Raw genomic sequence first — 14,728 nt, 5'->3', positions numbered from 1 at the left:
CTGCGGGAAAGCCCCAAATTTGGGGCGAAGATACTGAAAACTCCCGCCCCATGGAAACCCAACCTAGTCGTTTGCAGCAACTCCTGGCCTTCTATCAAGACGACCCCAACGACCCGTTCACCATTTACGCGCTGGCAACGGAATACAAGAGGGCTGAGCCACTGCGGGCACTGGAATATTTTCAGAAACTTCTGACCGAACATTCCGATTACGTGGGCACGTACTACCACGCCGGCAAGTTGCTCGAACAGTTACAAAAGCCCGATGAAGCCGAGAAAGTTTACCGCGAAGGTCTCCGAGTGAGCCGTAAAGCCGGCCAGATGCACGCCGCCAGCGAGTTGCAGCAAGCCCTCAACCAATGTCTCGGCCTGGACTACGAGGACGACTAGCCGACGAAATATGCTCTGCCTAAAAAAATAGTGGCATCATTCAGCCTCTGGATTGTAATCTGCTCCGAAAATCGAGGTGCGGCTGTAGAATCCGCTGGTGGCTACGAACTTTCCGTCCGTGGCCGGCGTCCGGGGGACTATGCGCACGACCACTCTGCTGACCGCCGCCGGGCTCCTGCTCGCTGGTCCGGCCTGCACCCTGGCCCAAACCATTGATCCCAACGTCGACAATACCGACACGCCTTTCATCCGCAACATTCGCCCCGACCGACCCGGCCAGACCATAACGACCAATATCCTGCGGCCGGGACAAGTGCAGGTGGAAATGGGTACCCAACGCCAGGTGAAGTCAACGGCCGGTGCGAACACGGCACCCGGCTTTTCCCGTGGTCTGCTACGAGTAGGCTTTTTCGGTTTGATGGAATTACGGGTCGAGCAAAGCTATTGCCACAGTCGCCCTGGCTCGGTTTCCTCTACTGCCGAAGCAGGTGGCGCAATGCCAATTCCGCGACCAACTGGCTTCACACCGCTTACGGTGGGCACAAAGATGCTGGCCTCATCCAATCAAGACACTCGCTCGCAAGTGGCAGTGCTGGCCGAGCTAACTTTTCCTGGCACTGGCAATGCTTCTTTTTCCGATAAGGTGTACGAACCGGCGGCCCGCCTGCTAGTCTCGCAGCAACTAGGCCGGCGGTTTGGACTGGAAGCTAATTTGGGTTTTCGGCAGCGAGGCTTCAAGGCGGCCGATACCAGCCGCGGCCACTATTTAGGAACCTTGGCACTCAATGGACCTTTGGGGGAGAACTTCGGTTTCTTCGCCGAAACCTACACCACGTGGCAGCGCACGGCAGGGTGGCGGCCAGGCCTTAGCTCGGGTATTTACTGGCGGCCCTGGCCCAACTTTCGGCTCGATGTTACAGCGGGAGGAGGTGCTGGTACTAGTTCCTATACTCCAGCTGGGCCATACATCGGCAGCGGCCTGAGTTTGCGCCTACCTCGTTGAGGTCAGTATCACATCATCATGTGCTTGTCCGACCTGGAAGCCAATAGTTTTGCCCCACCAACCGGTGATTTTCACTCCGGCAAACCTGGCCCTCTTTTCACACTGCTTGCAACTTATTCAGTAACCTACAGCCCTTTTCTATTGCCGCGGAAGGCTCCACACTGCTAGTGTAGAGCCTTTTCTGTTGCGCTTACTTCCCAGTTCAAGGCTTTGGATTCGCGGCGGTTTCCGGGGCAATGCGCGTGGGCGTTTGTTGCCCGTTTACAATACCAGCTGCACCCCGGGCAATGGCCGTCGCTACGGCTGTCATGTTAGCCAAATCCAAGCTCTTCACTTCGTCATCCACGGAATGATAGAGCTTGTCGGTCGGGATTTGGTCGGTACTAATGCTGTGGGCGGGCACGCCGAGGCGGGCGAGCGTGGCATTATCGGAGCGGTAGAATAGGTTTTGCGTTGGGTATGGATCGGGCTCGAAGCGAAATGGGGTTCCTTTCACACCCGCCTGCAACATCTGCCCGAGGTTTGATTTGTTGAAGCCCGTAATGAAGGCGGTGTTGGGTCCAAACTTCGCTGGCTTGCCAATCATCTCGATATTGAACATGGCCACTGTCTTGCCGGCATCAAGCTGCTGGGAGAAATAAGACGACCCAAAGCCCCCTATTTCTTCGGCCGTGAAGGCTACGAATACCAAGGTACGGGCGTTGTTGTCCTTCTTTTTGAAGTACTCGGCCAGGGCCACCGCCGCCGCCGTACCGCTGGCATCATCATCAGCCCCATTGGCGATGGAATCGCCCATTACGGCGTCCAATACGCCAAGATGGTCGTAGTGGGCCGAAAAAATCACTTGCTCTGCCGCCAGGTTGGCATCCTTGCCTGGCAGCACGCCTACGATATTGCGCAGTTCCACCGTACGTACCGTGGTATTGCCGGCCACCTGAAACTTTACCTTACCCTCTGTCGGAGGCGGGGTAAGCACCACTAAGCTGGAGAAGGCGTTTCCGGCTTTTTCGAGACGCAACCCGCTAGCACTAGCTTGGTAAGCAAGACGTTTGAATGATTTTATATGCGTTGGATGAAGCAACACCACGGTGTTCTCGCGAGGACGCAAGATGTCGCGCAGGCATTTATCTATCTTATCCTGTGGATCTTGTGCGCCTATCATTATTACCCGCGTGGCAGGCTCATCCTCGTCGGTCCAGTTTAGGTGCGGCTGGCTGGAAACCAACAACACTCTGTCTTTGGACATGGAAGCTCCATTAAGCGTCACGAATAAAGCAGCCACGTAAGATTCGTAGACTGGGAATGTTTGCTCGTAGGTGGTAAGGCCCGGTAGCGGCTCCAAACCAATTCGCTGAAACTCGTTGGCTAGGTATTGGGCGGCCTTTTGCTCCCCCGGTTTACCAGTAGCGCGGCCCTGCATATCGTCGGCGGCTAGAGCTTTTACTACTCTCTCCACTGTGCTTGCCGATACGCCCGGCGTAGCCGGCACAGTACCTAGCTTCTTTTGGGCATGCAGCGAAAAAGAAGCAGTAAACAGAAGCAGAACGAAGAAGGTTATTTTTCGCATACCGCAAAATAACCGTTTTGTTCTGTCTTCTGTACAATTTGTTTAGAACGTCAGTAACTTTTTTGTTATTTGACCAACTAGTGACGAACTGGTTTTCGCCCCGTTTTCAAGATGAAACTCTCTTCCTGCCTCTCTATTTTACTGATTTTACTGATTGGCTGTCAGGCATTTAATTCTACATCAGGCAGGAATACACCTCAGTCTCCAGCGGAAAGCACTGTCGCACCTAATGCCGAGCTACGCAACACTCGTTGGGTGTTACAGCAATTAAATGGCCAAGCCGTACCCGCCCCCACCAATGGCGAGCCATATGTACTGCTTCGCAACACGGAACTAAGCGCCGAAGGCAATGGCAGTTGCAACCGGTTTCGGGGTTCTTTTGAGCTACCCGCCGAAGGACAGTTGCGTTTCGGTGCGTTGCTCTCTACTCGCATGGCCTGCGCCAGTCCCGCCGACAACAACACGGAAAGCGGCTTTATGCGCGCCCTTGCTGCCACCCGCACCTACCGTATCAGCGGCGACACGCTACCGCTATTCGGGGAAGAGGCCACGCCGCCAGTAGCCGTGCTGCACGCGGTGTATCTGCGCTAATGGCTGTTCAAACCCCGACTTCAGGGGCCCACCGTACGCTCTGTAGAGTGGACCCGTTGTTCGTTGCCGGGTTGCTGTCGAGGTGGGTGAACCGCAGTAGGATTCGTTTTTAAAATAAAACGAATCCTACTGCGTAAGCTATGCCGCTTCGTAGTGCTGTTTACCCTAGCGTCAACACCAAATCATCGGCATTCACGAGGGTGCCTTCGGGGAGGTTGATGGCTTGCACCGTAGTGTCGTCGTTGGCGGTGATGGTGGTTTCCATTTTCATGGCTTCGATGATGAAGAGCGGGGCGTTGCGCTTCACTTCTTCGCCGTCTTTCACCAGTACTTTCGAGAGCAGACCTTGCAGCGGCGCGCCAATCTGGCGGGGGTTAGCCTTGTCGGCTTTGGGGTGTTGCACGCGCTTCACCTCCACCGAGTTGTCGCGGATTTCGAGATTGCGGGTTTGGCCGTTGAGCGAGAAGAAAACGGTGCGCATACCGTCCTCATTCACCGGCCCAATGCTTTGTAGGCCCACGATAATACTCTTGCCGCGGGCAATGTCGATGATGGTTTCTTCGCCGGGTTGCAGGCCGTAGTAAAACACGGTAGTTGGCACCACGGACACATTGCCAAACTCCTCCTGATGCGCCCAGTACTGCTCAAATACTTTCGGGTAGAGCAACCACGACAGCACGTCGGTGAACTTGCCGCGCCGCCCAAATTTCTCCTCGAACCGCTGCTCCTCGGCTTCAAAATCTATGGGGGCCAGATGCTCGTTGGGACGGTCGGTGAAAGGCTGCTCGTCTTTCAGAATGACTTGCTGCACATCTTGCGGCCAGCCGCCCTCGGGTTGTCCAATATCGCCACGGAACAACTCCCGTACTGATTCGGGGAAATTCAGGGTCGCGCCTTTTTCGAGCACGTCCTGGGTGGTGAGGTTGTTGGAAACGAGGAACAGCGCCATATCCCCTACCACCTTGGAGCTAGGCGTCACCTTCACTATGTCGCCGAAGAGCTGGTTGACGTCGGCGAAGGTAGTTTTCACGGTTTCAAACTTATCGAGCAGGCCCAGCGAAGCAGCCTGGGGCCGCAGGTTGGAATACTGCCCGCCCGGAATTTCGTGCTGGAACACCTCCGACGTGCCCGCCTTCAAGCCCGACTCAAACGGATAATAATGCTCCCGCACGGTGTCCCAGTAATTGGAAAACTCATTGAGCGAGAGTTGGTCGAACTCCCGGTGGCGCTCCTGCCCGCGCAGCATCTCCACGACGGAGTTGAAATTGGGCTGCGAGGTGAGCCCCGACAAACTGCCCAGCGCCACATCAATCACATCGACGCCCGCCTCCACGGCTTTCAGATACGTAGCGGCCTGCAACGACGACGTATCGTGGGTGTGCAAGTGAATAGGCAGGCTGATGGTATCGCGCAGGGCGGTGATAAGCTCGGTGGCGGCATAGGGCTTCAAGAGTCCGGCCATATCCTTGATGCACAGAATGTGGGCCCCAGCATCTTCGATCTGCCGGGCGAGGCGCAGGTAGTATTCGAGGTTGTATTTCTGGTTGCGGCGCGGGTCCAGAATGTCGCCGGTGTAGCAGATGCTGGCTTCGGCTAGGCTCTGCGTTTTGTTGCGCACGAAGCCGATGCAAGCTTCCATGCCGGGCATCCAGTTCAGCGAGTCGAAAATGCGGAATACGTCGATGCCCGTTTCGGCGGCTTGCTGTACGAAACGCTCGGTCAGGTTGTCGGGGTAGGCCTTGTAGCCCACGCCGTTGGCCCCGCGAATGAGCATTTGCAGCAAAATGTTGGGCACGGCTTTGCGCAAGCGGGCCAGCCGCTCCCAGGGGTCTTCGTGCAGGAAGCGCAACGCCACGTCGAACGTAGCGCCGCCCCAGCATTCGAGCGAGAACGTCTGCGGGTGCTGACGGGCGTACCGCTCGGCAACTTTCAGCATGTCGAAGGTGCGCATGCGGGTGGCCAGCAGGCTTTGGTGGGCGTCGCGCAGGGTGGTGTCAGTGTAGTGAATCTGCTTGTCGGCGCGCAACCACTTAGCAAAATCTTCCGGCCCCAATTCACTGAGCCGGTCTTTGGTGCCGGCCGGGATGAACTGCGTCGTATCGGCTTCGGGGAGACGGGGCTTGCGCAGGTCGCGCTTGGGGTCGAGCAGGCCGCGCACGTCGGGGTTGCCGTTCACTATCACGTCGCCAAGGAAGCTGAGCACCTTGGTGGCGCGGTCTTGCCTCGTCTTGAACCGAAATAGCTCAGCGTGGTCCTTGATGAAGTCCACGTTGGCCTCGCCGGCCATGAAAACCGGGTGGGCAATAATGTTTTGCAGGAACTGAATGTTGGTCCGCACCCCGCGCACCCGAAATTCATCGAGCGTGCGGGCCATCTTGGTGGCTGCGTCTTGTAGCGTGGGCGCCTGCGTGGACACTTTCACGAGCAGCGAGTCGAAAAACGGCGACACTTTCACGCCGGTGTACACCGAGCCCTGGTCGAGCCGGATGCCGAAGCCCCCCGCCGAGCGGTAGGCCGTGATGGTGCCGTAATCGGGTTTGAAGTCGTTTTCGGGGTCTTCGGTGGTGATGCGGCACTGAATGGCGTACCCAATTTTCAGCGGCTTTTGCCCGTTGCCCAGCCTAATCTCTGGGTCCGATAGTCGGCGGCCATCGGCAACATGGAGCTGCGTTTTGATGAGGTCGATGCCCGTAATCATCTCCGTGACGGTGTGCTCCACCTGGATGCGCGGGTTCACCTCAATAAAGTAGATGCGGTCCTGCTCGGGATTCACCAAGAATTCGACGGTCCCGACGTTGTTGTAGCTTACGGCCCGGCCTAGGCGTAGCGCGTACTCATATATGAGGTGGCGCATGTGGTCGGGCAGGTTGAGGGAAGGCGCCACTTCCACTACTTTCTGGTAGCGGCGCTGCACCGAGCAGTCGCGTTCGTAGAGGTGCACCAGTCCGCCGTGGTTGTCGGCCACCAGCTGCACTTCGATATGCTTGGGCTTCTCCACGAACTTCTCCAGAAACACGGTGTCGTCGCCGAAGGCTTTCAGCGCCTCATTGCGAGCCTCGAAGAAGCCGCGTTCCAGCTCTTCATCGTCGCGGATGACACGCATACCGCGCCCGCCGCCACCAGCCGCGGCCTTCAGCATCACGGGGTAGCCAATGCGGTGCGCCTCTTCTTTGGCGATTTCCGCGTCGGTGAGGTCTTGCTGGCTGCTTTCAATGATGGGCACTTGGCACTCTACGGCCACTTTTTTGGCCGCTACTTTGTCGCCGAGGGCTTCCATTACTTCTGGCCGCGGCCCTACGAAGATGATGCCTTCTTCCCGGCAGCGCCGGGCCAGCGTGGCATTTTCGCTCAGGAAGCCGTAGCCCGGATGGATCGCGTCGACACCGTTTTCTTTGGCCGTTCGGATGATGCCTTCAATATCCAGGTAGGGCCGCAGTGGTTCGTCGTCGCGCCCGATTTGGTAGGCCTCATCGGCCTTGTAGCGATGCAGCGAGTACCGGTCCTCGTAGGTGTAGATGGCCACGGTTTGGATGCCCAGCTCGGTTGCGGCCCGGAGCACGCGAATAGCAATTTCGCCCCGGTTGGCGACCAGCAATTTGCGGATATTCATCTTGAAGTGCAGGGTTTGGTAGAGGGAGAATGCGCGTAGCAAGCTACGGAAAGAGCCGGAAAGAGTTAGCGAAAATTCGCTAACTCTTTCCGGCTCTTTCTTTTCGGTGGGGCATTACTCTATGTAGCTTTCTAACAGTGAGCAACATCGCTAAGCGGTTGTGCCAACTGCTTTAAGCGCCTAAAGCTACTTCGTCAGCACTTTCACGCTCAGGCGGCGGTTCATGGCGCGGCCTTCTTCGGTTTGGTTGGTGGAGATGTTGTAATTGGAGCCGTAGCCTCTGGCATCAATGCGGGTGGGGCTGACACCCATTTCAACCAGGGCAGACCAAGCGGTTCGGGCGCGGGCCTCGCTCAGCAATCGGTTTACCTTGTAAGTGCCAGTGCTGTCGGTGTAGCCGCCAATTTTAATACGGGCCCTAGGATAACCTCCCATCAGCAGAACTATGTTGCGCAATTGCGTCCTTGACTCTTTGGTGAGTGTAGCTCGGCCGCTTTCAAAAAATACCCGGTCAAAGTTTATCCAGCCTTGGCTCAAGTCTACGGTGTCCACTTTTACGCTCGGATCAGAAAGAAAACGATACAGCAGGTTCTCCGTCGAACTGACACCAACATCCGTTATTTTGTCGCCATTGGGCAATTTCAACTCCGTAAGCGCACCCGTATCATAGATGTAGTTGCCGGTTTTGGCATCATAATGTCCGCCGACTATTGGAACAACCACCCGGGGCGAGTACCGGCGGGCCGGATAGCGCGAAGGGCGAGCGGAAACCGGTTCAGGAGTTACTGCCGCGGTTGTTGCGGAAGCCGATGCTGAAGCTGTTGCTGGCGCTAAAACGGGTGTTGGCGGGGCGGTAGAGGCTACTACTTGCTCGATGCGGGCAGGCGTGTAACCGGGCACATCATCGGGAGAAGCAGTGGAGTGGTTTCTGCCGCGCTTAGCTGCTTGCGCAGATTTTGGGCCCGGACGCAGCATAAATGTGCCGTTGGCCGTTTTGCCCGCTTGCAGGAAAACATTATTCACTATCTCCTTCTCGTAGCTCGGCTGGGTGATCAGGACCGTGTAGGGGCCACCGACTGGCAAATCCACGATGGAGAAGCTGCCTGACTCATCAGTGCTGGCAGTACGGCGTGTGCCCGAAGGCATATGTACGATGGTTATGGAAGCCCTGGAAAGTGATTCTTTGTTGGCCGATTGTACAGTGCCCTTCATGCTGGCAACGGCTTGGTTCTGAGCTGCTGCTTCAAGTATTAAGAACCTGAAAAAGCAGAAAAAGAGCAGAAAGCGTAGAGAACGATTCATGTGAGAGAGCAGTGAATCCAAAAAGACGTTTAAATGTAATACATATTCTTTAAACTATACTAAACGACTATTCTTAAATCCAGAATAACTATACTTTCATCTATGGCATAAGCTTTACCCTCTTTTTTACACACGCTATCAGAATCGTTCTAGGCTACAATACAAGCTCACTGTAGATAGCTCCGCACCGTACTGCTCGACGTGTTAGATTATCTGCTCTCACAAGTAGCAAGCCGCTCCACCAGTAGTTCGATCTTCCGACCCAAAGTAGTACCGAATGGTAGTTACCCTTGCGGTTTTCCGCTCAACTCAGCGGGCTTTCTTTCTAGATTGAACAATAGATGCGGCAAACCTTATTCCTACAGCAGAGTTTGCTGAGGAATGCTACGTATCTGAACCACCATTCATGGAATTCGCCAACAAAAACATCCTCATCGTTGGGGCCTCGTCGGGTATCGGACTGGCCACCGCCCAACTGCTACACGAGCTTGAAGCCAATTTGTTCACGGCTTCGCGCCACCTTTCGCCGGAGCTAGCCGCATTGGGCACTGCCTTCCAGGAACTGGATGTAACGCAGCCGCTCGGCGCGGCGCTGGATGGGTTGCCCGAGGTGTTGCACGGCGTGGTGTACTGCCCCGGCAGTATCAAGCTGCGGCCTTTCGAGCGAATTCCAGTGGAGGACTTTCGGGCTGATTTCGAGTTGAACGTGCTGGGTGCCGTGCAAGTGTTGCAAGCCACTATGAAGCGCCTCAAGAAAGCTGGTGGCGCCTCCGTGGTGCTATTCAGCACTGTGGCCGCCGATACCGGCATGAGCTTCCACGCCAGTATTGCCACCGCTAAAGCTGGTATTGAAGGTCTTACTCGCGCCCTAGCCGCCGAGTATGCAGCCAGCAATGTTAGAGTTAATGCTATTGCCCCCTCGCTCACCGACACCCCCTTGGCGGCGTCCTTGCTGAACACGCCCGAAAAGGCGGAAGCCGGCGCCAAGCGCCACCCTTTGCAGCGCATCGGTCAGCCGCAAGACCTGGCTTACACCGCTTCCTTCCTGCTTTCCAACCATGGCTCCTTTATTACGGGCCAAGTGCTGCCCGTAGACGGTGGCATGGGCCGGCTGAAATAAACAATTGTAGCGGGGAGAAGCCAGAGCAAGAAACAAGACGGCCGTTTGACAACAAGAGCAACAAAATCTACGTCTTTTCTCTGGTCTGACTTCTCTCACTTCTTACTTCTGCTATCTTGAAAGTTGCTCTCTTCTGGCACCGGCGCGATTTACGCTTTCACGATAACGCCGGGCTGACAGCGGCCCTGCAAAGCGGCTTTCCGGTAATACCCTTGTTCATCTACGACCGTGAAATTCTGGACTTGCTGCCCAGCCGCCGCGACGCGCGCGTCACGTTTATCTATGATGAAGTAGAGCGACTAGGTCGTGAGGCCGAGCAGGCTGGCGGTCAGTTGCTGGCTTTCTACGGCCGGCCGCTGGATGTTTTTGCGCGGCTCCTGGCCGAGCACGAGGTGGCGGCCGTGTACACCAACGAGGATTACGAGCCCTACGCCACGGAGCGCGATACGGCCGTAGCCAAGCTTTGCCAGCAGCACGGTGCCGAGTTTCACGCCTTGAAAGATCAGGTGATTTTCGCCAAGCAAGAATTACTAGGCAAGTCGGGCAAGCCTTCCAAGGTATTTGGAGCCTACCGCAAAGCATGGCTGGAGGCTCTGCGCGACGAGCAACTGCTCCCCCATCCTTCGGCTGAATTATTCGGAGCTGAAAACTTGGCGCAACTGCCCAACCTGCCCGCCCGCCCCACGCTAGCGGATATGGGGTTCGAGGAGTTTCGGCAGTATGTGCCCGCCGCTGAGCTGCCCGCCGAGGAATTGGTGCGCAACTACCATCTCACCCGCAACCTGCCCGGCCGGGTAGATAGCAGCACGCGCCGCTCCGTGCATCTGCGCTTCGGGACACTGAGCGTCCGGGAGTTGATGCGCCAAGCCCAGCAGCTGAATCCCAAGCTGCTGGCCGAGCTTATCTGGCGCGACTATTTCATGATGCTGCTTTGGCACTACCCCAACACGGCCACCGAAAGCTACGAGCCGCGCCTGCGCCACGTGCCCTACCGCAACAACGAGGCAGAATTTCAGGCATGGTGCGAGGGCCGAACCGGTTATCCGCTGGTAGATGCCGGTATGCGCGAATTAAACCAAACCGGCTACCTGCCCAACCGGGCCCGAATTGCTACGGCCGGTTTTCTGGTGAAGCACCTGTTCATCGACTGGCGCTGGGGCGACCGGTATTTTGCCGATAAGCTCCTTGATTACGACATGAGCCAGAACGTCGGCAACTGGCAGTGGATGGCCGGTACCGGCGTAGTGGCCGCGCCGTGGTTCCGCGTGTACAGCCCCCAAAGCCAGCTGGAGCAGTACGACCCGGAGCTGACCTACGTGAAAAAATGGGTGCCTGAGTACGGAACCAGTGCCTATCCGCCGCCCATCGTGGACCACAAATTCGCGCGGGGACGGGCCGTGGACACGCTCCGGGCGGCTTATCGGGCAGCTGGGCCGGGGTAAGCACGAAAAACATTTCGTTCTGCCTTTAAGTCAACTTATTGGTTGATTTGCTGGTTATAGCTGCACTATGGAACAGCAACCCTCTCCCCAGGTAGCCCCCGAAACGGCGGCCTCGCCCAAAGCCCGTATCAAGCAAGCCTACCTCGACTACGTCTTGGACAAGGGCCGGCAGCCCGCTTCGGTGTACAAACTCACGCAGCAACTCGGTTTGCCGGAGCAGGAATTCTACCTCTACTATCCCAATTTCGATGCTATTGACCGGGAATTGTGGGCCGATTTTGGCCGCGAAGCTCGGGCCACGATATCCAAAGAGCCTGTTTGGGAGCAGTACGGCGCCCGCGAAAAGCTACTCGGCTTTTACTACACGCTGATTGAAATTCTGAAGCGCAACCGCAGCTACGCGCTCAACGCCTTGCGCCGCTCGTTGTCTAAAATGCCCGGCCTCACTCCGCGCGTGCTCGCCGATTTCCGGCAGGACTTCGAGGACTTCGTGGCGGATATTCTGCGTGAAGGCCGCCAGCGAGAGGAAGTGGCGAACCGGCAGGTTATTCAGGATGGTTACCCGCGCTTCTTCTGGCAGCAACAGCTGTTCGTACTCGGCTTTTTCGCCAAAGATGAAAGCATCAACTTCGAGCGCACCGACGCCGCCATCGAGAAAGCGGTAACTCTAAGCTTCGACCTCGTAGGCCGCAACACGCTGGATTCAGCCACCGACTTCGTCCGTTTCCTGCTGCACAACCGCCGCCGACGTTAAGCAACGCTCGTAGCCCGTATCCATCACCAAGTTGTATGAGAGCATATAGCGCGGCGCCAGAGGCTTGGTATAAGTAGGGCTTCACAGCTAAAACGGTTCAACAAATTTTTCTGGCCGAAGCACCGCTTCGGGAGATATCTTCACATGTCCGCACCAACCGAAAATACGCCTCTTTCCTCGCTGCCCACCACCAAAGTGGCGCGGGCTGCGCGTTTCGCCAAAACCGGCCTCAACGTGGGCGCCAACTACGTGAAGCACTATGCCAAGCGGGCCGTAGGCGCGGAAAGCACCACCGAAAACCTGCACGCGGCCAACGCGGCTGAGTTGTACGGTGCCTTAAGTGAGATGAAAGGCTCGGTCCTGAAGGTGGCGCAAATGCTGGCGATGGAAAAAAATCTGCTGCCCACTGCTTACACCGACCAATTTGCGCAGGCGCAGTACCAAACGCCCCCGCTGTCAGGGCCGTTGGTGGTGAAGTCATTTCGGGATGCTTTTGGCAAGTCGCCGTTCGAGGTTTTTGATGAGTTTGACCTCACCGCTCGGCAGGCCGCCAGCATCGGGCAGGTTCATTTCGCTCGCAAAGACGGCAAAGCCTTGGCCGTAAAAGTGCAGTACCCCGGCGTGGCTGACAGCATCCGCTCCGACATTCGGCTGGTGAAGCCTATTGCCTTGCGTGTATTGGGGCTTGATGAAGCTACGGTACGGCCCTATCTGCAAGAGGTGGAAACGCGGCTGGTCGAAGAAACGGACTACGCTTTGGAACTGCGTCGGGGTCAGCAGATTGCCGCCGCCTGTGCCGCACTGCCCCATCTGGAGTTTCCGCGCTACTATCCCGAGCTTTCCGCCGCCCGCATCCTGACCATGGATTGGCTAGCAGGCCAGCACTTGCGGGAGTTTCTAGGAACCAATCCCACCCAGGAAGTGCGCAACCAACTCGGGCAGGCGCTTTGGGATTTCTACATGTTCCAGCTCAATGAGTTGCGCCAGGTACACGCCGACCCGCACCCCGGCAATTTTCTGCTGCGCACCGAAGCCGGCGGCACGCTAGGCGTCCTCGATTTTGGGTGCGTAAAAGAAATTCCGGCCGATGTGCACCGCCTGTTCACTGCCCTACTCGCCCCCGAAACTCTCGCCGATCCAGCCCGCCTTGCTTCGTTGCTGGAAGAAGCCGGCGTAGTGCGCCCCGAAGATGCGCCCAACAAAAGGAGCTTCTATATCAGTACCATGCAAGCTTCGCTGGAACTCGTGGGCCGCCCGTTCCGCCAGCCCACGTTCGACTTCGGCGACCCTTCTTATATGCAGGCCCTCTACGCCCTCGGCGACGACCTGATGCAGCAACCCGAACTGCGCCAGCAGCGGGAACCACGCGGCTCCGAGCATTTTATCTACCTCAACCGCACTTACGTAGGCTTGTACGCCTTGCTTACGGAGCTGCGCGCCGTGGTGCACACCAAGGCTGAAGTGCCCCAGCCGGTCGCTACTTTATAGTAGCTTGCCCACGCGGAGTGGCTTCGTTAATCAACTGCCGCGCTGGTATATGAAGACTGAGCTACTGTTCGCCGCGTTTCTTATTGCCTGTATTGCTGCTGTCTGGCTATACGTCAGAAGGCGCAAGACTTCTCGTTTTCCATCAGCTATGCCTAATTCTACTACTTCGTTTGATTCCAGTGGAGCTGCCCCACAGCCTATTTTGCCAGTAGAGAATCTGGCCGCCGCTCAAAACCAGTTCGGCTTTGCCTTGCTCCGGCAGGTACTGCTTCAATCTGCGGCGCATAGCAACGTTTTCTTGTCGCCCTTCAGCGTTTCTTCGGCTCTCACGATGGTGCTGGGCGGTACGGCGGGCACTACGCGTGAGGCACTGGCCCGTGCACTACACCTAGAGCATGTAGCTCCCGACGTTCTGGACCAAACCATAGCAACGCAGCTCCAAAGTTTCCTGCAAAACAGTGACGCACAGGCCACGCTCCACGTTGCCAACAGCATCTGGGCCGATAAACATCTGACTCTGGCACCTGCTTTTGCAGAGCGTGCCCGCACCTTTTATCAGGCCGAGGCTGCCACGCTGGACATGACGGCGGCGGATGCTGCTCCACGTATCAACCGTTGGGTTGACCAGCACACCCAAGGTAAGATTACGGCAATAGTGAGTCCAGAAGCACTAGCTGGCCCGCCCTCAGTCTCCGTGGTGTTGGTAAATAGCGTGTACTTTAAAGGGAAGTGGCAGAATGAGTTTGATGCCGCCGACACCAAGCCTGGTAACTTTACTCTGGTTAACGGCCAACATCGGCAGCTACCTCTCATGCAGCAGACTAGTACCGATATTGGATACTTTCGTGAAAAAGGCTGGCAGGCAGTGCGCTTATTTTACGAAGGGTATCCGCGCTATACGGCCATGTACATCTTTGTGCCCGATAACCCAGCTGGTCTACCAGCCTTCCTAGACCAGCTCACGGAGCAAAACTGGCAAAAGTGGATGGCTGCTTTCCGGCAGCAGTCTGAGCGGCTGGAAGTAGATTTCACTCTACCTCGGTTTCGGGTGACTTGGGAACAAGATTTAGTTGAACCGCTGAAAGCGGCAGGACTAGCACCCATATTTACACCCGGAGCCGATTTTTCTCCTATGGGCTTTCCTGTTCCGGAAGGTGGTTTTATTGATGCCATCCTCCACAAAACGTACCTAACTGTAGACGAACAAGGCACCGAAGCAGCTGCCGCAACAGCACTAATGGCCATGGCAGGTGCCGGGCCGCCGCAAGCTGCTCCTAAGCGCGTGGTTGTGCGGGCAGATAAACCTTTCTTTTGCGCCATTGTGGATGAGCAGACGCGGGTCGTGCTGTTCAGCGGTGCTATCTATGATCCTGCTACTTTGTAGCGGAGAGTTTTGTCTTAGGCTGCTGTGAAATTGCTGCGGCATTGCCTGCTTCTGCAAACAAAATAGTGCCTCTGCATC

The 14,728-nt window shown here is 56.7% G+C and carries 11 protein-coding genes; 8 read left to right on the top strand and 3 right to left on the bottom strand.

Going from position 1 to position 14,728, the window contains the following annotated elements:
* Positions 1-50 precede the first annotated feature (50 nt).
* Both ACYSMN_RS05700 and ACYSMN_RS05695 read left to right on the top strand, forming a co-directional pair.
* Positions 51-389 (top strand): tetratricopeptide repeat protein, encoded by a 339-nt coding sequence (locus ACYSMN_RS05700; RefSeq protein WP_488922887.1) that lies wholly within the window; start codon positions 51-53, stop codon positions 387-389.
* A 139-nt stretch (positions 390-528) separates the two neighbouring features.
* Complete coding sequence (locus tag ACYSMN_RS05695) at positions 529-1,392, top strand: transporter (protein ID WP_488922886.1); 864 nt, start codon at positions 529-531, stop codon at positions 1,390-1,392.
* Between the two features lie 202 nt (positions 1,393-1,594).
* Here the strand turns inward: ACYSMN_RS05695 and ACYSMN_RS05690 are convergent, their stop codons facing one another.
* Entirely contained in the window at positions 1,595-2,959 is a 1,365-nt protein-coding gene (locus ACYSMN_RS05690) for a M20/M25/M40 family metallo-hydrolase (RefSeq protein WP_488922885.1), read from the bottom strand.
* 111 nt (positions 2,960-3,070) lie between these two features.
* Between ACYSMN_RS05690 and ACYSMN_RS05685 the strand changes: the two genes are divergently transcribed.
* Positions 3,071-3,550 (top strand): META domain-containing protein, encoded by a 480-nt coding sequence (locus ACYSMN_RS05685; protein WP_488922884.1) that lies wholly within the window; start codon positions 3,071-3,073, stop codon positions 3,548-3,550.
* Between the two features lie 160 nt (positions 3,551-3,710).
* On the opposite strand, the gene ACYSMN_RS05680 is transcribed toward ACYSMN_RS05685, so the two are convergent.
* Both ACYSMN_RS05680 and ACYSMN_RS05675 read right to left on the bottom strand, forming a co-directional pair.
* A complete protein-coding gene (locus ACYSMN_RS05680; protein WP_488922990.1) occupies positions 3,711-7,160 on the bottom strand; it encodes a pyruvate carboxylase in 3,450 nt (1,149 codons plus the stop codon).
* A gap of 186 nt (positions 7,161-7,346) precedes the next feature.
* A complete protein-coding gene (locus ACYSMN_RS05675) occupies positions 7,347-8,372 on the bottom strand; it encodes an OmpA family protein (RefSeq protein ID WP_488922883.1) in 1,026 nt (341 codons plus the stop codon).
* Positions 8,373-8,868: 496 nt separating this feature from the next.
* On the opposite strand from ACYSMN_RS05675, the gene ACYSMN_RS05670 reads away from it, so the two are divergent.
* The 5 genes from ACYSMN_RS05670 to ACYSMN_RS05650 all read left to right on the top strand — a co-directional run bounded on the left by ACYSMN_RS05670 (position 8,869) and on the right by ACYSMN_RS05650 (position 14,650).
* Positions 8,869-9,582, top strand: a complete 714-nt coding sequence (locus tag ACYSMN_RS05670) for an SDR family NAD(P)-dependent oxidoreductase (RefSeq protein ID WP_488922882.1) — start codon at positions 8,869-8,871, stop codon at positions 9,580-9,582.
* Between the two features lie 116 nt (positions 9,583-9,698).
* Positions 9,699-11,024: a cryptochrome/photolyase family protein gene (locus ACYSMN_RS05665; RefSeq protein ID WP_488922881.1), complete on the top strand. Its 1,326-nt coding sequence runs from the start codon at positions 9,699-9,701 to the stop codon at positions 11,022-11,024.
* A gap of 67 nt (positions 11,025-11,091) precedes the next feature.
* A complete protein-coding gene (locus ACYSMN_RS05660; RefSeq protein ID WP_488922880.1) occupies positions 11,092-11,778 on the top strand; it encodes a TetR/AcrR family transcriptional regulator in 687 nt (228 codons plus the stop codon).
* Positions 11,779-11,922: 144 nt separating this feature from the next.
* Entirely contained in the window at positions 11,923-13,266 is a 1,344-nt protein-coding gene (locus ACYSMN_RS05655) for an ABC1 kinase family protein (RefSeq protein ID WP_488922879.1), read from the top strand.
* 148 nt (positions 13,267-13,414) lie between these two features.
* Positions 13,415-14,650, top strand: coding sequence for a serpin family protein (locus ACYSMN_RS05650; protein WP_488922878.1), 1,236 nt, complete (start codon positions 13,415-13,417; stop codon positions 14,648-14,650).
* Positions 14,651-14,728: the final 78 nt, after the last annotated feature.

This window comes from Hymenobacter sp. M1-2, assembly GCF_057808495.1.
The sequence above is the reverse complement of the archived record's forward strand: the minus strand, read 5'-3'. Positions and strand labels throughout refer to the sequence as shown.